Raw genomic sequence first — 18,332 nt, 5'->3', positions numbered from 1 at the left:
GATAGCGTTGCTTGTCTGATACGTTGACGTTTGTTTTCTTGCTTGAGAAATTGCCAATAGATGGGTTCAAATTTTTTGAAAAAATCATCAACAATACAAAAAATTTCTGTAAAATCGTACATGGTAGTTAGAGCCTTTGGGTTGTGTCGTAACTTTCTAAATGGCTCTAACTACCTTTTTTTCAAGGGCTTTTCTTATCCGTAATTCGGGTTAAATTAAGAAAGCACCTAAACACTTTTAAATTTGAAAAATATCCTTTCATGAAGAAAGTGACTAAGTGCGCACCACAGTTGGCGATTAAGCAGTTGGGTAGTGCTTTTGATAGATTTTTTAACGGCAAATCAGGATACCCCAAGCCAAGAAAAAAAGGCAAGGATGACCGTTTTTCATTATCAAATGATCAATTTAGCGTAAAGGGTCGGTCTATTAAAATCCCTAATTTGGGTTGGGTGAAAATGACTGAGAATCTGCGCTATAAGGGTAAAATTCTCTCGGCCAAAATATTTAAACAAGGTGGTAAGTGGTTTGTATCAATCGCTGTCGAACTAACCCAGATCGAAAAGCTTAAACCGAAAACAGGTTTAAGTATCGGTGTTGATTTGGGTGTCTCTAATCTTGCCACCCTTTCAAATGGTGAGGTTATTCCTTCTAACGCACCACTTAAAAGACAGCTTGCAAAACTAAGGCGACTCAACAAGTCTTTTAGTCGTAAGAAAAAAGGTAGTCAGAATCGAGAAAAAGCAAAAGCCAAGCTATCTCGCCTGCACTATAAAATTGCCTGTCTACGCAAGAATAATCTTCATCAAGTCACAACGGATTTGGTAACACGTTTTGATGTGATTGCGATTGAAGATTTGAATGTTAAAGGCATGTTGAGGAATCGTAAACTCGCAAGAGCTATATCCGATATGGGTTTTTATGAGTTTAAAAGGCAGTTGATTTATAAAGCCAAACAGCATGGAAAATCGGTACTTTCGGTTGGTCGATTCTTCCCAAGTAGTAAAATGTGTTCGTGCTGTGGTGAATTAAATCAATCTCTCACACTTTCTGCACGAGAGTGGAAGTGCTTAGTTTGCCAAACCATCCAAAATCGTGATGTTAATGCATCAATTAATATCCTGCGATATGCGGATAAAGATTTAATCACTGCATAAGTGGTGATTAAGGCGGTGAGTTACACCGTGACAGCCTATGGAATTGAGGTAATCCCTAAAGCAAATGTTTTAGGTTCTTGATGGTGAAGTAGGAATTAAACATCAAACCCACATTGAGTAGGTTTGAGTAGGTTTTAAATAACGGCTATAATCTCAGGCTTCAGGTCAGGAGTTCATCATGCGCGCCCTTAAAGTCAGCATTAAATCAGAGCAAGATATTGAGAAATTACGCATTTCGGGGCGTTTGGCTGCTCAGGTGTTGCAGATGATTGGCGAGCATGTCAAACCCGGAGTCACGACAGAATACTTAGATGATTTGTGTCACGATTATATTGTAAATACCTTAAAAGTCATTCCTGCCAATGTGGGCTATCACGGTTATACCAAAACCACCTGTATTTCACCCAATGAAGTGGTCTGTCATGGTATTCCATCATCCAAAACCATTTTAAAAGATGGCGACATTATTAATATTGATGTGGCAGTGATTAAAGATGGTTTTTATGGTGATACCAGTCGTATGTACTATGTGGGTCAGGTGAAACCAGAAGCGAAAAAACTGGTCGATACCACTTATGAGGCGATGCGCGCAGGGATTCATGCGGTGAAACCGGGCGCGACTTTGGGCGATATTGGCTATGCCATTCAAAGTGTGGCGCATCGTGAAGGGTTTAGCATTGTGCGTGAATATTGCGGACATGGTATTGGGCAGGTGTATCACGAACAACCAAGTGTGCTGCATTATGGTCAGCCTGGACAAGGCTTGGTGCTTAAAAAAGGCATGGTATTTACCATTGAGCCAATGGTGAATGCGGGCAAAGCGCGTGTGAAAGAACTGAAAGATGGCTGGACGGTGGTGACGACAGATAAATCACTTTCTGCACAATGGGAACACATGGTTGCTGTGACTGATACAGGCTTTGAAGTGTTATCGCCGTGGCCAGAAGGTACGGGGAGTTATCCTGAAATTTAATGCACGAATGCTTTCAGGTTAAGACTGATAGATAAAACATCTTAGACTTTAGTTTTAAACTATTTGTTAAAAAATGAACAATCGCTATAATTGAAGTCAAAGATACTTGCTGTAGTTTCTTTGTTTTAGCTTTCTTATTTTAGATTGTAGTTTTCAAAGCTTATCTGTCTTAGATAAGCTTTTTTTTTTGCTGTTTCGTATCTGAAATCAAAAGATCCTATGTGCTAACGAATGGTTAGCTTTTCGACCAAATAGTCGATAAATACACGTACAGCAGGTAATAAACCACGGCGTGATGGATAGACGGCATGGAAAATACCATGCGGTGCGTGCCAGTCGGGTAAAACACGAACCAATTCACCCGATGCAACATAATCTTCAACAATCGTGTCAGGCAACAACACAATGCCACAATTTTGTCGTGCCAATTGCGCTAGCATCATTAAATCTGAACCCATGACTGTAGGGTTGACCTTAATTTTTTTCGGTTGCTGTTGTTGATCATGCACAACCATGTATTGATCTAAATGCTCATCCGACATGCTTAAAATTTTATGATGACTTAAATCTTCAGGTTTTTTCAAATCGCCAAATTCATTTAAATAAGCCTGACTGGCAAATAGATGTTGTTCGATGTTGCTGAATTTGCGAATCACCAAACTTGGATCATCATCTAAATTTGAGCGGACACGCAGGGCAATGTCGATCCCTTCGTTGACGATATCGACACGACGGTTGCTGACAATTAGCTGTACTTTAATTTCAGGGTAGGCTTTCAAAAACTCAGGCAAGATTTTGGCAATTTCATTTTGTGCAATTGAAACAGGTAAGCTGACTTTAATTACACCACGCGGTTGAATACTTAGGTGATCGACCAAGTCGTGCGCGGCTTGGGCAGCATTCATCATTACTTGCGCATGCCGATACACATTCATACCAATTTCTGTGACCGCAAAATGACGTGAGCTGCGCTGAATTAAACGCACACCTAAGCGTTCTTCTAGGTTGTGTACGCGTCGGCTAAGTTTGGATTTTGGAATATCGGTGGCGCGTTCTGCTGCACTAAATCCACCATGTTCGACCACTTGGGCAAAACAATAAAAATCATCCAAATCTGTAAGCATGACTAAATTCCATTTATGCAACAATACTTAAATTAAAGTGGCATCGTTGCATGTTGTCAATCTTTAATTGTGCTTTATTGCTGTGCTTTTTGCAGAATCTCTAAAACTTGTCGGTATTCTTCTAAACGGGCTAAATCACGTGCTGTAGGATTGGGAATCCGCGTTAAATTCATGTTGTCTTGCACATCTGCAATTTTTACAGCACAGGCAAGCGGGTTTTGTGCAGTACGCATAGCCGCTTGAACACGAGTTTCATGCGGCAGTTTGGTGAGCGCCTGAATTGCTTGAATAATATGCGTTTGAAATCCTAAATTTTGCAGGTCTTGTGCTGTGGTGTGGGTATCTTCAAGAATGTCGTGCAGTACAGCGACAATTTGCTGATCGGGCTGTTGTAATTGCAACATTACACGTAAGGGATGCAAAATATAAGGCTGACCGCCTTTATCTAGCTGCCCTGTATGTTGTTGTACTGCAAGTGTAATTGCATTTTCTAGAGTTGCCATAAGTATAATTAAAAAAATTTCTATAATTATAAGCCGTGCTTAGCGCAAAATATAGAAATTGCTTGTTATGATGCAAACAGATTTTATGTTTATCTATTTTACTATTGGTGATGCTGCTCTATGCCATATCAACTCATTGAACTGAATACGCCTGCGACTGAAAATTTGCTTTGCCCACATTGCCAACATGCTGTTATTGATTGGGCAGAAGAACAATATATTCAGCCTTGCGAGCATACTTTGTTTGTCGCAATGGATTTGGGTTTTGAATATGCCTCAGATGTATTTGAACAAAGCATGCCACGCAGTGTCGATGAAATTCATGCACATGATGATCAGTTGGATATGTGGCAAGAACTGACTTCAAGTCGTTATCCGCAATATTTGATTTATAAAACGGATTTAGGCGTGCAAGGTTTATCTCGCTATGTTGGATTTACCGCGGCTTAATTGCACTTAACTTAGAGAGTCTAAGATATAAAAATAGGGAAATTCAAAAGCTGAATTTCCCTATATTTTGATGGATTAGATATTTTTTCTGCGTTTAGCTCTCCATATCTTCTTCTATTTCATCATCGGCACTGTTCATTCCTAATTCTTTGAGTTTTCGCGTCAAAGTATTACGTCCCCAACCCAATAATTCAGCGGCATGACGTTTACGTCCACGGGTTTGTTGCAGTGCAGCATTAATTAAGGTGCGTTCAAACATTGGAATGGCGATATCCAGAAGTTTCATCTCGCCATTTTTTAACTTTTGTACTGCCCATTGCCCAAGTAATTCATCCCAATGCTGCATAGATACCCGATCTGCCACATGAAGCGCAGAATGTTCGGCTAATTTTTCAATTGGAATTTGCTTGAGTTCGGTTGGTAAATCTTCAGGATAGACCTCACGTCCTGTAATCATCACGGTAAGCCAGCGACAAGTGTTTTCCAATTGGCGCACGTTACCTTGCCACGGCAATTGCTGCATATATTCGACTGTTTCAGGACGCAATATTTTTGGACTCACGCCTAATTCTTTGCCTGCACGTGCCAAAAAGTGCTGTGCCAACATTGGAATATCTTCACTGCGATGCGCCAGTTTAGGAATATGAATCCGAATGACGTTCAGGCGATGATATAAGTCTTCACGGAAGCGTCCATCTTGTACCAGTTTTTCCAAATCCTGATGTGTTGCTGCGACAATCCGTACATCCACTTTGACAGGAATATGTCCACCAACCCGATAAAATTCACCATCTGCCAAGACACGCAATAAGCGGGTTTGTGTTTCAAAAGGCATATCACCAATTTCATCTAAAAACAAGGTGCCGCCGTTGGCTTGTTCAAAGCGTCCCTGACGTTGTGTATTGGCACCTGTAAATGCACCTTTTTCATGTCCAAAAAGTTCGGTTTCAATCAAATCTTTCGGAATGGCTGCCATATTCAGCGCAATAAATGGTTTGCTGCTACGCGGTGAGTGGCGATGCAGTGCATGCGCCACCAACTCTTTGCCTGTACCTGATTCACCATTAATGAGCACAGTAATGTGTGATTGCGATAAACGACCAATCGCACGAAACACTTCCTGCATGGCAGGCGATTCACCAATAATTTCTGTCGATTGAATTGGCTGCACTGTCGATTTTGCAGATTCTTGCTGTTGTAGTTTGGTGATATGCAAAATTGCACGATTGACTAAAGCAAGTGCTTCATCAATATCAAAAGGCTTGGGTAGGTATTCAAATGCACCTGTTTGATAGCTAGATACTGCCGATTCTAAATCGGAGTGCGCAGTCATAATAATTACAGGCAAGTCGGGATAACTGGCTTTGACTTTGCCAAGAAAAGTTAAACCATCAATTCCAGGCATGCGAATGTCGGTCAAAATTACATCGGGTGCATCTTGGTTTAACTCATCTAGTGCAGACTGTGCTTCTTCAAAACTGGTGACTTCAAAACCTTCTTCTCTAAAAGTTTTTTCCAGTACCCAGCGCATTGCACGGTCATCATCAATCACCCAAATTTTATTTCGCGACATGACTCGCCTCCCAAGGTAAATATAAGCTAAATATTGTTTTTCCTGGAATGGATTGGCATTCAATCATTCCGTTATGTTGATGCATAATATTTTGTGCGATGCTCAAACCAAGTCCTGTACCGTTTGCGCGTCCAGTCACCAATGGATAAAACACGGATTCTAAAATGTCTTCAGGTACGCCTGGGCCGTTATCTTCAATATCAACACGTACGGTAGAACGATTCAGCACACCATTAATGGTAACCAAGCGTTGAATACGAGTTCTTAAAATCAATTCAGGTCGATGCTCGGTAAAGAAATCGGGATGTTCGGTCATGGCTTGTACTGCATTGGCGCAAATATTCAGCATGACTTGAATCAATTGATCGCGGTCTGCCATGACTTCAGGTAAAGAAAGGTCATAATCACGGATAATATTTATTTTGTTTTTAGTTTGATTGACGATCAGGCTGCGCACCCGTTCTAAAGGTTCGTGAATATTGACCAGTTCATAGCTTGGTAGTTGGCGTGAGCCGAGCATGGTATCGGCCAAGTTTCTTAAACGATCTACCTCGCTAATAATAATGTCGGTAAATTCATCATATTTCGGGTCATTTAAACTTCGTGCTAACAGTTGTGTCGCACCACGAATTCCTGCAAGCGGGTTTTTAATTTCATGTGCCACACCACGAATCAGCTGACGTGCGACTTGATGCTGTTGAATAAAGTTTTCTTCTTTGGAAATTTTGAGCATCCGATCAATCGGATTCAATTCAATCAGCAAAAGAGGATGATAAGGCTTGCCTGCATTTAACTGTGATGCAGTGTAATCGACATGAATATCTTTAAAATTGACATTAATGGTCGCTTCACGGCGGGTGTAGGGTTGACCAGTTTTGATGGTATTCAGGAAAGCCTCTTGCGTATTGAACTCATCATCAGGCATGTGCAGCAAATTTAAAACGGGTTGCCCCGAAGCGCGAATTAAACTGATATCAAACAATGCTTCACAAGACGAGTTTAAATAAAAAATATTCAGGTCACGATCAACCAGTAAAATTGCGGTGCTGAGGTTATCCACCAAAAGACGATAGTCAATGCTCTGGGTCTGATCCATTCGTGAATGCTTCCTGTATGAAATATTGTGCAAGGGCATTGTCATGTGTCAGCCATGTTCCAAATTTGGATCGAATTGAGGCGAATTAAGCAAAATGCACGCCAACTTTTCGTTTTTAGTGCATTTATCACTGAAGAATAGGAAAAATGCGCAGGAACTGGACTGAATTTTCAAGATATAACGGATAACAGAAACACTGTAAATAAAAAATGCATTAAAATGGTGCAATATTTAAATCATTCAGCCTGAATGGTTGTATTTTGGTGCATTATGCAAAGAGTCGGCTATTTCTCTATTTTTATGCAAAGAAAAGTCATACAATACGCGCATTCTAGTGGAGTGCAGATTCTATGAAATCCCCCAAAGTCGGTTTTGTTTCTTTAGGTTGTCCTAAGGCATTGGTAGATTCCGAACGAATTTTAACTCAGTTAAAAACTGAAGGTTATGATGTCGCATCTGATTATGAAGGTGCTGACTTAGTTGTTGTCAATACATGTGGTTTTATTGAATCTGCAGTACAAGAGTCCTTAGACGCGATTGGCGAAGCCATGAATGCCAATGGTCGTGTCATTGTGACAGGTTGCTTGGGTAAAGATGAAGATAAAATTCGTCAAATGCATCCCAACGTATTAAAAGTGACTGGCGCGGCTGCTTATCAGGACGTGATGGAAGCGGTGCATCAATATGTTCCTGAGCCACCAAAACATAATCCATTTATTGATTTGGTACCTGAACAAGGCATTCGTTTGACGCCTAAACATTATGCCTATCTTAAAATTTCAGAAGGCTGTAACCATCGCTGTACTTTCTGCATCATTCCAAGCATGCGTGGCGATTTAGTTTCGCGTCCTGTGGGTTCGGTATTAGAAGAAGCTGCGGCACTGAAACGTGCAGGCGTAAAAGAAGTATTGGTAATTTCTCAAGATACTTCTGCCTACGGCGTAGATACCAAATACAAATTGGACTTTTGGAACGGTCAGCCTGTTAAAACCAAATTCTATGATATGTGTGAAGCCTTAGGGCAATTGGGTATTTGGGTGCGTTTGCACTATGTCTATCCATATCCGCATGTGGATGCTGTAATTGATTTAATGGCACAAGGCAAAATTTTACCTTATTTGGATATTCCATTCCAACATGCCAGCCCGAAAGTATTAAAGTTGATGAAGCGACCTGCGCACAGCGAAAACACGTTGGAGCGTTTAAAACTTTGGCGTGAAAAATGCCCTGAGCTGGTGATTCGTTCAACCTTTGTGGTGGGTTTTCCAGGCGAAACAGAAGAAGATTTCCAAATTTTGCTCGACTGGCTAAAAGAAGCGCAATTAGACCGTGTTGGTTGCTTTACTTATTCACCTGTTGAAGGTGCGGCAGCAAACGACTTGCCAGATCATGTGCCAGAAGAAATCAAGCAAGAACGCTATGAGCGTTTTATGCAGGTTCAGCAAGAAATTTCAGCAGCTAAACTGCAAAAACGTATGGGTCAAACCATGACCGTGTTGGTAGATGATTTGGAAGAAGAATTTCCAGTCGCAGTGGCACGTTCTTATGCAGATGCGCCAGAAATTGATGGCAACGTCTTTGTAGAAGATATTGACAAGAGCGTGATTAAAGCAGGTGATTTACTTGAAGTTGAAATTACCGATGCCGATGAATACGACTTATTTGCCAAGCTGATTCAGGTCAAATCTGCATAATGCTTTGCAGATTTGGATTGCTAGCTGTAAGCCATACAAATTGTAAAAAATTAAAGTTTAGAATTTAGAATTGGAGTAATGACAATGTTAGATTCAAAAAAGCCACGTTATGCACGTATCTTGTTGAAACTATCGGGTGAGGCACTTGCGGGTAATAAAGACATGGGGATTGATGCGCAAGTGCTCGATCAAATGTCTTTGGCAATTGCACACTTGGTTGGTTTAGGTGTGCAAGTGGGTATTGTTGTCGGTGGTGGTAACTTATACCGTGGCAGCCAATTACAAAAAGATGGTTTAGTCGGCCGTGTAACAGGCGACCAAATGGGTATGTTGGCAACGGTGATGAACGGTTTAGCCATGCGTGATGCCTTGGTGCGCCGTAACATCAAAACCCGTTTAATGTCTGCATTGCCTATTGGTACAGTGGTTGAGTCTTACTCAAGCCGTGATGCGATTCGTCACCTGACTCAAGGTGAAGTGTGTGTGTTCGTTGCGGGTACAGGCAATCCATTCTTTACCACAGATACAGCAGCATGTTTACGTGGTATCGAAATCGAAGCTAACTTGATCTTAAAAGCGACCAAAGTAGATGGCGTATATAACAAAGATCCAAGCAAATACGAAGATGCGGTGAAATATGACACACTTACATTTGACCAGGTGTTGGATGAAAAATTAGGTGTTATGGATTTAACTGCAATCTGCTTATGCCGCGATCACAATGTGCCGTTGCAAGTTTTTGATATGAATAAAGCAGGTGCATTGCTTTCTGTAGTGATGGGCGAAAAAGAAGGTACTCACGTTACGAACTAATGTACGTGAGCCACAAAGCTCTTTATACTACGGTCTAATTTAACCCTATATTTTGACTCAAATTTTAGAATACAGTAAGGAAGATCTTATGATTAACGATCTTAAAAAAGACAGCGAAGAACGTATGAGCAAGACTTTAGAGTCTTTAGAACATGGTTTTGCCAAAGTACGTACAGGTCGTGCACATCCATCAATTTTAAATGGTGTGATGGTTTCTTACTATGGTTCCGATGTGCCACTTAACCAAGTAGCCAACATTGGTGTAGAAGATTCACGTACCTTATTGGTTCAGCCATTTGAGCGTTCAATGGTGTCTGCAATTGATAAAGCAATTCGTGAGTCAGATTTGGGTCTAAACCCAATCACAGCCGATGCAATTCGTGTACCGCTTGCAGCATTGACTGAAGAAACTCGTCGTGACATGCAAAAAGTTGCGCGTTCTGAAGCAGAAAATGCCAAAGTTGCTATTCGTAACATCCGCCGTGATGTATTGGGCGACATCAAAGCATTATTGAAAGAAAAAGAAATTTCTGAAGATGATGAGCGCCGTGCAGCAGATGACATCCAAAAAATCACAGACAAATACGTTGCAGAAGTAGACAAGCGTCTTGCTGCAAAAGAAGCTGAGTTGATGAAGGTCTAATCAATGACCACATCGGAAGACAGCGCGTCTTTGCCAAAACATGTTGCCATCATTATGGATGGCAACAATCGTTTTGCAAAAAAAAATCAAATGCAAAAAGGGGAAGGACATCGCTCTGGTAAAGATGTACTTGACCCGATTGTTGAACATTGTAGAAAAAAACACATTCAAGCTTTAACCGTTTTTGCTTTTTCGAGTGAAAACTGGAATCGTCCGCAGTTTGAAGTGGATTTACTCATGCAATTGCTGGAAACCACAATTCATGAGCAATTACCACGCATGGAAAAATTCAATATTGCCTTACGTTTTATTGGTGACCGTTCACGTTTGTCGCCGCATTTGCGTGAGTTAATGTTGCATGCCGAACAAAGGACTGCTAATTTCAACAGCATGACACTCACAATTGCCATTAGTTATGGTGGTATGTGGGATATGGCACAAGCTGCAAAACAAATTGCTGCAGATGTTGTGGCGCATAAAATTGATATTGAACAAATAGATACACAACTTTTTGGTCAATATGTCAGTCTGGCAGACCTACCACCTGTCGATCTGTTGATTCGTACAGGTGGCGATTTTAGATTGTCCAACTTTTTACTTTGGCAAGCTGCGTATGCTGAATTGTATTTTACCCAAACCTTGTGGCCTGAATTTAGCATAGAAGAATTTGACGATGCACTGGCAGTATTTGGTGGTCGCGAACGTCGTTTTGGTAAAACTTCTGAGCAAATTCAACAAGAGAAAATTGAGAATTAATACATGTTAGAGCGGATTATTACCGCATTGGTATTGGTTGCTGTGGTGTTGAGTTGTATGTTTGCAACTCAGTCGCACTATCCAATGTTTATGCTGATGATTGTTGCAGCAGGGGTTGCGGGCTATGAGTGGTTCAAACTCATGCCAAGAAAAACTAAATATGTCCTCAAACCTGTGGCTTGGGGCTTTGGTGTATTGACTGCCGCTTTGGCAGCAATGGCACTTTATTTTAGTGATATTGCCTTGTTACTTTGGGCTGCTTCTATTTTGACATGGTTACTCAGTATTTATTGGGTCAAGTCTTATCCAGAATACGATGCATGGTATAACCCAAGCTTAAGTTTTATTGGTTTTATTCTAATTTCTGCTGCGGTCACTGCAATTTTTTCCGTATGGAATAGTTCGCCGTGGTGGTTAATGTACTTGTTCTTGTTGGTTTGGGGTGCAGACTCAGGTGCTTATTTTGTTGGACGCAAACTAGGCAAGAAAAAACTTGCACCAAATGTCAGTCCAAACAAGTCAGTAGAAGGCTTATATGGCGGTGTGTTTACAGCCATGCTAATTGTGATTGTTGTCGAAGTGGTGTATTTGGACCTAACTTTGGCACAACATATTTTATTTTTGATTCTTTCGGTATTTACGGTATTTAGCTCAGTATTGGGCGATCTGTTTGAATCCATGATCAAGCGCCGTGCAGGTATTAAAGACTCTGGGCGAGTTTTGCCAGGTCATGGTGGTGTGCTAGATCGGATTGATTCTTTACTTGCAGCAGCTCCAATTTTTGCTGCAGGTATGTATGTTTTAAAACTTATTGGCGTAGATTTATAAATGTCACAAGCTGTTTGTATCTTGGGTGTGACAGGTTCAATTGGACAAAGCACCCTAAAAGTACTGCAACAACATCCTGAGCAGTATTCAGTTTTTGCCGTGACGGCACATAGCCGAATTCAAGAACTGGTTCAAATATGCAAACAGTATCATCCTAAAATTGTGGTTGTACCTGCGGCAAAAGTTGATGAATTGCAGCAGTTACTTGCACAGCAACACATTTCAGGGATTGAAATTTTAAGCGATGAGGCGGGTTTAATCGCAGTTGCCGAACATCCTGAAGTGGATGTGGTAATGGCAGCCATTGTTGGTGCGGCAGGTTTGTTACCTACACTGGCTGCGGTTAAAGCGGGTAAACGCGTATTATTGGCCAATAAAGAAGCTTTGGTGATGTCGGGTGACATCATGATGCAGGCGGCAAGTGAACATGGAGCTTTGCTATTGCCTGTAGATTCTGAACATAACGCGATTTTCCAATGTTTGCCTGAACATTATTTACAGGCTGAGCGGAATGGACAACCTAAGTTAGGTGTATCACAAATTTTACTGACTGCTTCGGGCGGCCCATTTTTAAACCACAGCCTAGAAGAACTGCAACACGTTACTCCTGCACAAGCTTGCAAACATCCAAATTGGTCTATGGGACAAAAAATTTCGGTAGATTCTGCAACCTTAATGAACAAAGGTTTGGAATTAATCGAAGCGTGTCATCTTTTTGCAATTTCAGAACACTTTGTTACAGTGGTGGTGCATCCACAGAGTATTATTCATTCCATGGTTCAATATGTGGATGGTTCAACTTTGGCGCAAATGGGTAATCCTGATATGTGTACGCCAATTGCGCATGCTTTGGCGTGGCCGCAGCGTATCCAAACGCATGTTCCGCCTTTAGATTTGTTTGTCAATCATCAGCTTGATTTTCAAGCACCCGATACCACCCGTTTTCCTGCTTTAAGTCTGGCACGTCAAGCCATGCAAGAAGGTGGTTTAGCACCTGCTATTTTAAACGCAGCAAACGAAATTGCAGTTGCAGCATTCTTGCAGCAAAAAATTCGTTTTACCGAAATCGCGACAGTGGTTGAGCATACCCTGAACCAAATACAAAATTCAGCCGCAGAAAGCATTGAACTGATTTTGCAGGCAGACCAAAATGCTCGTGCTATTGCACAGTATTTTGTGTTGAATAAAGGAAGCTAAAGCATGAGTGCCTTATTTATTGTGGTTGCAGCGATTCTTTTGCTAGGACCTTTAATTGCAATTCATGAGTTTGGGCACTACTTTGTTGCACGTAAATTAGGTGTCAAAGTTTTGGTGTATTCCATAGGCTTTGGGCCAACCATTTTAAAATGGACGTCTAAAAAATCGGGGATTCAATATCAGCTTTCGGCACTGCCTTTGGGTGGCTATGTCAAAATGCTTGATGAACGCGAAGAAAACGTTGCAGAAGCAGACCTACCTTATGCCTTTAATCGTCAGCATCCGTGGAAACGTATTGCGATTGTGGCAGCAGGGCCGTTGATTAACTTAATTTTTGCCATTTTATTGTTCTGGGTTTTATTTTTACCCGCTCAAGAACAGTTGAATACCCGTGTGGGTAAAGTGTTGGCAGATACACCTGCGGCAACAGCGCAAATGCAAGCAGGCGATAAGATTACCGCCATTGATGGTACGCCTGTGACGACATGGGAAAAGTTGAACTTTGCCTTGGTAGACCGTGTAGGTGAAACAGGCAAAATTCAGGTACAGGCTGAACGCGCAGGTGAAATCAAAACGTTTAGCTTACCCATTCAAAATTTCTTAAATGATCAATCTCAATCGCCTTTAGATGTTTTAGGTTTTACACCGTATCGTCCACAAATTCCTGCGATTGTCAGCAAGTTAAGTGAAGATGGCGCGGCCATTCGTCAAGGCATGCAAGAAGGCGATCAAATTGTTGCGATTGATGGCGTAAAAATGAATGACTGGTACGATGTGGTACAAGTTGTTCAAGCATCGCCAGAAAAATTACTGAAAGTAGATGTGCTGCGTAACAATCAAGTACAGCAACTGGAAGTGATGCCGCAAGGCAAACGTGACAATATGGGCAATGTTTCGGGTGTATTGGGTGTGCAAAGTGATCCTGGAAAAATTGTCATTCCAGAAGATTATAAGCAAACCATTCAATACAGCCCGAGTGAAGCTTTATTTATGGCGGTAGATAAAACAGGTCAGCTGTCTAGCATGATTCTGAATTCTATTGTCAAAATGGTACGTGGTTTAATTGGTTTCGATAACTTATCTGGCCCAATTACCATTGCTAAAGTTGCAGGACAAAGTGCGGAAATGGGGTGGCAAACTTTTATTTCCTTTATGGCACTCATGAGCGTAAGCTTAGGAATTCTAAATTTATTGCCAATTCCAATGTTGGATGGCGGGCATTTAGTTTATTATTTTATCGAGCTGATTCGTGGAAAACCTGTTTCTGAACAAATACAATTAGTTGGTTTAAAAATTGGTATGGTACTGCTTGGAAGTATGATGCTCCTTGCATTATTTAATGACATTATGCGTTTATAACAACGTAGATACGAAATAAATTTAACACTGGAAAAGACTGGCATGCAGCACACACATTTATTTATGCCCTTGGCACTGGTTAGTGCAATGGCGGCAACACAACAAGTATATGCAGCAGATGAATTTATTGCGCGAGATATAAAAATCGATGGTCTTGTTCGTTTAACGCCAGCCAATGTCTATGGAATGATTCCAGTGAATAGTGGTGATCGTGTCAATGAAGCAGTGTTGGCCAATGCGATTCGTTCACTCTATGCCACAGGTTTGTTTGATGACATTCAGGCCAGTCGTGAAGCCGACACTTTAGTGTTTAAAGTGGTTGAGCGCCCAATCATTTCTAAGGTTGAATTTAAAGGCAATAAACTGATTCCGAAAGAAGCGTTGGAAGATGGTTTAAAGAAAATGGGTGTGGCTGAGGGTGAAGTACTGAAAAAGTCAGCACTACAAACTTTAGAATCTGAACTTGAACAGCAGTATATGCAGCAAGGTCGTTATGATGCGGATGTACGTGTCATTACCACAGCACGTCCAAATAACCGTGTAGATTTAACTGTAGAGTTTGTTGAAGGCAAAGCTGCCAAAGTGGTAGATATCAACATCATTGGTAATACGGTATTTAAAGAAAGCGACATTAAGCAGGCGTTTGCAGTTAAAGAAAGTAGCTGGAGTTCGATTGTTACCCGTAATGACCGCTATGCACGCGAAAAAATGGCAGCAAGCTTGGAAGCATTACGTGCGTTATATCTGAATAAAGGTTATATCAACTTCAATATCACTAACTCTAGCTTGAATTTGAGCGAAGACAAAAAGCATATTTTTGTTGAAGTTTCGGTGGATGAAGGTGAGCAATTCAAGTTTGGCGAAAGCAAGTTCTTGGGCGATGCTTTATACAAACCAGAAGAACTTACGGCACTGAAAATTTATAAAGATGGTGAAACCTATTCACAAGAAAAAGTGAATGCGGTGAAACAATTGTTGCTGCGTAAATATGGCAATGCAGGCTATTACTATGCCGAAGTGAATATTGTTCCGCAAATTGACAAAGAAACTAAACTGGTAGATTTAAACTACTACATCAACCCAGGTCAGCAAGTTACAGTGCGTCGTATTAACTTCGCTGGTAACAGTAAAACCGCCGATGAAGTACTGCGTCGTGAAATGCGTCAAATGGAAGGCGCATTGGCAAGCAATGAAAAAATTGATTTGTCTAAAGTCCGTTTAGAGCGTACAGGTTTCTTTAAAACCGTTGATGTCAAGCCTGTGCGTATTCCAAATGTGCCAGACCAAATTGACTTAAATGTAAATGTAGAAGAACAGCACTCAGGTACAAGTACTTTAGCGGTAGGTTTCTCGCAAAGCGGTGGTGTGACGTTCCAAGCTGGTTTAAGCCAAACCAACTTCTTGGGTACAGGTAACGCAGTTTCGATTGATTTATCACGTTCTGAAACTCAGGATTACTATAACCTGAGTGTGACCGACCCGTACTTCACGATTGATGGTGTGCGTCGTGGTTACAACATGTACTATCGTAAAACCAAACTGGACGATGACTATAACGTAAACAACTATGTGACAGACAGTTTAGGTGGTGGAATTAACTTCGGTTACCCAATTGATGAAAACCAAAGCATTAGTGCAGGTTTAAACATTGATCAGACCGAAGTAACCACAGGTCCTTATGTTTCAACTTATGTCGCAGACTATTTAGAGCGCCATGGGGGTAAAGAAACCAAAAGTGACGAATATTGTCCAGATGATTTAGTCCCTATTAAAGATGCAAATGGTGATGTAGTAGGGTATGAGCCTTGTGCAAATCCAATTCCTTACGGCAAAGAATTTAAAGGTGATTTCCTTACGTATAACCTAAATTTAGGTTGGTCATACAACACTTTAAATCGTCCGATTTTCCCAACCAATGGTATGTCGCATCGTGTTAATGCTGAAATTGCTTTACCCGGTAGTGATGTGGAATTCCAAAAAGTGACCTATGATGCACAGGCTTATATGCCATTAGGTCATGATTTTGTCTTACGTGGCTACGGTAAGTTAGGTTTTGGTAATGACTTACCGTTCTATAAGAACTTCTATGCAGGTGGTTATGGTTCAGTACGTGGTTATGACAACAGCACCTTAGGCCCGAAATATCCAGGTGTTTATTTCTCTGATACAAGTCAAACGGATCGCTCACCTGAAGAAGTTGGTGGTAATGCTCTAGTACAGTTCGGTACAGAATTGGCTCTACCAGTGCCATTTAAAGGAGATTGGACGCGTCAAGTCCGTCCAGTAATTTTTGCAGAAGGCGCACAAGTTTTTGATACTCAGTGTAATGTTTCTGATTCAAATATTTTTGTGAATGGTGCTTCTGTGAATGCCAAGCAATATTGTAAAGACAATTATGGCTTCGACTTCGGTGAAATGCGTTATAGCGTGGGTGTAGGCTTTACTTGGATTACCATGATTGGCCCATTATCACTCAGCTATGCGTATCCGTTGAATGATAAACAAGGCGATGACACTAAAAATATCCAATTCGAAATTGGTCGTACTTTCTAAGTACGACCCATGTTGGATTGTTTAAACACAGGATGTAGCACATGAAAAAAACAATATTGAGTTTGGCATTGTTGGGTTTATCTACAATGGCTGCAGTAGCACATGCTGCAGGCTATGGTGTGGTAAGTTTAGAGCGTGTTGTAGAAAATAGCAGTTATCTCAAACAGCAAAATCTCGCTTTGCAACAGTCTGTCAAACCACAAACCACTAAGCTTGAGCAACTGACAAAAGAGTTAGAAACCATGCAGCAACGCGCGCAACAGACTACGAATTTATCAGACGCTGAAAAGCAAAAAATGAATACACAGTTTCAAGCCAAATTGAAAGAATTTAATAGTTTGCAACAAGCGGTACAAACTAGTGTCCAGTCAGAATTGCACAAAATTAACGATGGTTTTGAAACTCGTTTAAAGCAAGTTGCTGAACAATTGCGTAAAGAAAATGGTTTAGATGTAGTTTTGAATAAAAACTCGGCACTTGCCTATGACCCGAAGTATGATTTAACTGATAAAATGATCCAAAAGGTCAACGCACTTAAATAATCAATGAGTTCCCAACATTATCGCTTAGAAGAAATTGCTGGTTTAGTTCAAGGTCAATACATTGGACAAGCCGATTTACGTTTGCAAGGTTTGGCAAGCCTTGAGTCTGCTCAGGCGCATCAACTTGCATTCGTGAATGGCGATAAATATTTAGCGCAAGCACGTAGCTCCCAAGCGGGAGCTTTAATTGTGACCGCTTCACTACAAGCCGAGTTAGACAATCATCACAACTTTATTGTGGTCGATAATCCATATCTGGCTTTTGCAATTTTGACTCATGTATTTGAGCGCAAGCATACGCAACGTGGTATAGAAAGCACAGCCCAAATCCATCCATCAGCCATCATCGCCGATAGTGCCTATATTGGTCATTACGTCGTAATTGGTGAAAATTGTGTGGTGGGTGACAATACGATTGTGCAATCGCACTGTAAAATTGATGACTTTGTCGAAATTGGTCAACAGTGTTTTATTGATTCGCACGTGACCTTAACAGGCGCAGCCAAGCTTGGACATCGTGTGCGCATACACGCCAATACTGTAATTGGCAGTGAAGGCTTTGGCTTTGCACCTTATCAAGGCAAATGGCATCGTATTGCACAGTTGGGTTCGGTGATTATTGGCAATGACGTTCGTATTGGCTCGAATTGCAGCGTAGATCGCGGTGCACTAAATGATACAATTTTGGAAGATGGTGTCATTATTGATAACCTTGTGCAAATCGCACATAACGTCAAATTAGGTGCTCATACGGCCATTGCAGCAAAAACTGCCGTGGCTGGAAGTGTGACAATTGGCAAAAACTGTATCATTGGTGGTGGAAGTGCAATTTCAGGGCACTTAAATATTGCTGATAATGTGACTTTGACAGGAATGTCAATGGTCACAAATAATATTTCTGAATCAGGAAAATATTCGTCAGGTATAGGCTTGTTTGAAAATCAAAAGTGGAAACGTACTGTTGTGCGCCTCAGACAATTAGCAGATGTGCCATTGACCCAATTGGTGAAAAGACTTGATGATATGCAATCTCAAATTGAGTCCCTTGAATCAACTTTTAAATTGCGTAAATAA

General features: G+C 41.1%; 17 protein-coding genes and 1 pseudogene. 13 read left to right on the top strand and 5 right to left on the bottom strand.

Going from position 1 to position 18,332, the window contains the following annotated elements:
* Positions 1-122 (bottom strand): annotated as a pseudogene (locus tag F947_RS15000) (IS982 family transposase); the annotation flags it as partial.
* Between the two features lie 81 nt (positions 123-203).
* Here F947_RS15000 and F947_RS13110 point away from each other — a divergent pair.
* Both F947_RS13110 and map read left to right on the top strand, forming a co-directional pair.
* Positions 204-1,154, top strand: a complete 951-nt coding sequence (locus tag F947_RS13110) for an RNA-guided endonuclease InsQ/TnpB family protein (protein WP_228619236.1) — start codon at positions 204-206, stop codon at positions 1,152-1,154.
* 178 nt (positions 1,155-1,332) lie between these two features.
* Positions 1,333-2,127, top strand: a complete 795-nt coding sequence (gene map, locus F947_RS13105; RefSeq protein WP_004976729.1) for a type I methionyl aminopeptidase — start codon at positions 1,333-1,335, stop codon at positions 2,125-2,127.
* Between the two features lie 224 nt (positions 2,128-2,351).
* Here the strand turns inward: map and F947_RS13100 are convergent, their stop codons facing one another.
* Both F947_RS13100 and F947_RS13095 read right to left on the bottom strand, forming a co-directional pair.
* Positions 2,352-3,251 (bottom strand): LysR substrate-binding domain-containing protein, encoded by a 900-nt coding sequence (locus F947_RS13100; protein ID WP_004976726.1) that lies wholly within the window; start codon positions 3,249-3,251, stop codon positions 2,352-2,354.
* Positions 3,252-3,325: 74 nt separating this feature from the next.
* Positions 3,326-3,754 carry an HD domain-containing protein gene (locus tag F947_RS13095; RefSeq protein WP_004976725.1) on the bottom strand — a complete coding sequence of 143 codons (429 nt, stop codon included), beginning with the start codon at positions 3,752-3,754 and terminating at the stop codon, positions 3,326-3,328.
* 120 nt (positions 3,755-3,874) lie between these two features.
* Here F947_RS13095 and F947_RS13090 point away from each other — a divergent pair, with 120 nt between their 5' ends.
* Entirely contained in the window at positions 3,875-4,204 is a 330-nt protein-coding gene (locus F947_RS13090) for a hypothetical protein (protein WP_004976724.1), read from the top strand.
* 94 nt (positions 4,205-4,298) lie between these two features.
* Here F947_RS13090 and glnG read toward each other — a convergent pair whose 3' ends face one another.
* Complete coding sequence (glnG, locus tag F947_RS13085) at positions 4,299-5,777, bottom strand: nitrogen regulation protein NR(I) (protein ID WP_004976722.1); 1,479 nt, start codon at positions 5,775-5,777, stop codon at positions 4,299-4,301.
* Positions 5,764-6,873, bottom strand: coding sequence for a nitrogen regulation protein NR(II) (gene glnL, locus F947_RS13080; RefSeq protein WP_004976718.1), 1,110 nt, complete (start codon positions 6,871-6,873; stop codon positions 5,764-5,766). The genes glnG and glnL overlap by 14 nt, the downstream gene beginning before the upstream one ends.
* A gap of 350 nt (positions 6,874-7,223) precedes the next feature.
* Here glnL and rimO point away from each other — a divergent pair, with 350 nt between their 5' ends.
* The 10 genes from rimO (at position 7,224) to lpxD (ending at position 18,332) form a co-directional block, all read left to right on the top strand.
* Entirely contained in the window at positions 7,224-8,567 is a 1,344-nt protein-coding gene (gene rimO, locus F947_RS13075) for a 30S ribosomal protein S12 methylthiotransferase RimO (RefSeq protein ID WP_004976715.1), read from the top strand.
* 84 nt (positions 8,568-8,651) lie between these two features.
* Positions 8,652-9,380: a UMP kinase gene (gene pyrH, locus F947_RS13070; protein ID WP_004976712.1), complete on the top strand. Its 729-nt coding sequence runs from the start codon at positions 8,652-8,654 to the stop codon at positions 9,378-9,380.
* A gap of 88 nt (positions 9,381-9,468) precedes the next feature.
* Complete coding sequence (frr, locus tag F947_RS13065) at positions 9,469-10,023, top strand: ribosome recycling factor (protein WP_004976711.1); 555 nt, start codon at positions 9,469-9,471, stop codon at positions 10,021-10,023.
* A gap of 3 nt (positions 10,024-10,026) precedes the next feature.
* Entirely contained in the window at positions 10,027-10,779 is a 753-nt protein-coding gene (gene uppS / locus F947_RS13060; protein ID WP_004976709.1) for a polyprenyl diphosphate synthase, read from the top strand.
* A 3-nt stretch (positions 10,780-10,782) separates the two neighbouring features.
* The gene (locus F947_RS13055; RefSeq protein ID WP_004976707.1) at positions 10,783-11,607 is read left to right on the top strand and encodes a phosphatidate cytidylyltransferase; all 825 of its coding nucleotides are present in this window, start codon (positions 10,783-10,785) and stop codon (positions 11,605-11,607) included.
* Entirely contained in the window at positions 11,608-12,804 is a 1,197-nt protein-coding gene (gene ispC / locus F947_RS13050) for a 1-deoxy-D-xylulose-5-phosphate reductoisomerase (protein ID WP_004976705.1), read from the top strand.
* A 3-nt stretch (positions 12,805-12,807) separates the two neighbouring features.
* Positions 12,808-14,163 carry an RIP metalloprotease RseP gene (gene rseP / locus F947_RS13045; RefSeq protein WP_004976703.1) on the top strand — a complete coding sequence of 452 codons (1,356 nt, stop codon included), beginning with the start codon at positions 12,808-12,810 and terminating at the stop codon, positions 14,161-14,163.
* Positions 14,164-14,205: 42 nt separating this feature from the next.
* Positions 14,206-16,716, top strand: a complete 2,511-nt coding sequence (bamA, locus tag F947_RS13040; RefSeq protein WP_004976701.1) for an outer membrane protein assembly factor BamA — start codon at positions 14,206-14,208, stop codon at positions 16,714-16,716.
* 41 nt (positions 16,717-16,757) lie between these two features.
* Positions 16,758-17,258 (top strand): OmpH/Skp family outer membrane protein, encoded by a 501-nt coding sequence (locus F947_RS13035; protein ID WP_004976699.1) that lies wholly within the window; start codon positions 16,758-16,760, stop codon positions 17,256-17,258.
* 3 nt (positions 17,259-17,261) lie between these two features.
* Positions 17,262-18,332 carry a UDP-3-O-(3-hydroxymyristoyl)glucosamine N-acyltransferase gene (gene lpxD / locus F947_RS13030; protein WP_004976698.1) on the top strand — a complete coding sequence of 357 codons (1,071 nt, stop codon included), beginning with the start codon at positions 17,262-17,264 and terminating at the stop codon, positions 18,330-18,332.

Origin of the sequence: Acinetobacter towneri DSM 14962 = CIP 107472 (genome assembly GCF_000368785.1) — a bacterium.
Classification (GTDB): Bacteria; Pseudomonadota; Gammaproteobacteria; order Pseudomonadales; family Moraxellaceae; genus Acinetobacter; species Acinetobacter towneri.
This window is presented reverse-complemented; position numbering and strand designations above follow the sequence as displayed.

Bases quoted from the DNA above. Each gene is read 5' to 3' on its own strand.
- F947_RS13035 (WP_004976699.1), top strand. From the start codon at position 16,758: ATGAAAAAAACAATATTGAGTTTGGCATTGTTGGGTTTATCTACAATG.
- bamA (WP_004976701.1), top strand. From the start codon at position 14,206: ATGCAGCACACACATTTATTTATGCCCTTGGCACTGGTTAGTGCAATG.
- F947_RS13100 (WP_004976726.1), bottom strand. From the start codon at position 3,251: ATGCTTACAGATTTGGATGATTTTTATTGTTTTGCCCAAGTGGTCGAA.
- F947_RS13090 (WP_004976724.1), top strand. From the start codon at position 3,875: ATGCCATATCAACTCATTGAACTGAATACGCCTGCGACTGAAAATTTG.
- lpxD (WP_004976698.1), top strand. From the start codon at position 17,262: ATGAGTTCCCAACATTATCGCTTAGAAGAAATTGCTGGTTTAGTTCAA.
- map (WP_004976729.1), top strand. From the start codon at position 1,333: ATGCGCGCCCTTAAAGTCAGCATTAAATCAGAGCAAGATATTGAGAAA.
- ispC (WP_004976705.1), top strand. From the start codon at position 11,608: ATGTCACAAGCTGTTTGTATCTTGGGTGTGACAGGTTCAATTGGACAA.
- glnG (WP_004976722.1), bottom strand. From the start codon at position 5,777: ATGTCGCGAAATAAAATTTGGGTGATTGATGATGACCGTGCAATGCGC.
- rimO (WP_004976715.1), top strand. From the start codon at position 7,224: ATGAAATCCCCCAAAGTCGGTTTTGTTTCTTTAGGTTGTCCTAAGGCA.
- uppS (WP_004976709.1), top strand. From the start codon at position 10,027: ATGACCACATCGGAAGACAGCGCGTCTTTGCCAAAACATGTTGCCATC.
- pyrH (WP_004976712.1), top strand. From the start codon at position 8,652: ATGTTAGATTCAAAAAAGCCACGTTATGCACGTATCTTGTTGAAACTA.
- F947_RS13095 (WP_004976725.1), bottom strand. From the start codon at position 3,754: ATGGCAACTCTAGAAAATGCAATTACACTTGCAGTACAACAACATACA.
- rseP (WP_004976703.1), top strand. From the start codon at position 12,808: ATGAGTGCCTTATTTATTGTGGTTGCAGCGATTCTTTTGCTAGGACCT.
- F947_RS13055 (WP_004976707.1), top strand. From the start codon at position 10,783: ATGTTAGAGCGGATTATTACCGCATTGGTATTGGTTGCTGTGGTGTTG.
- glnL (WP_004976718.1), bottom strand. From the start codon at position 6,873: ATGGATCAGACCCAGAGCATTGACTATCGTCTTTTGGTGGATAACCTC.
- frr (WP_004976711.1), top strand. From the start codon at position 9,469: ATGATTAACGATCTTAAAAAAGACAGCGAAGAACGTATGAGCAAGACT.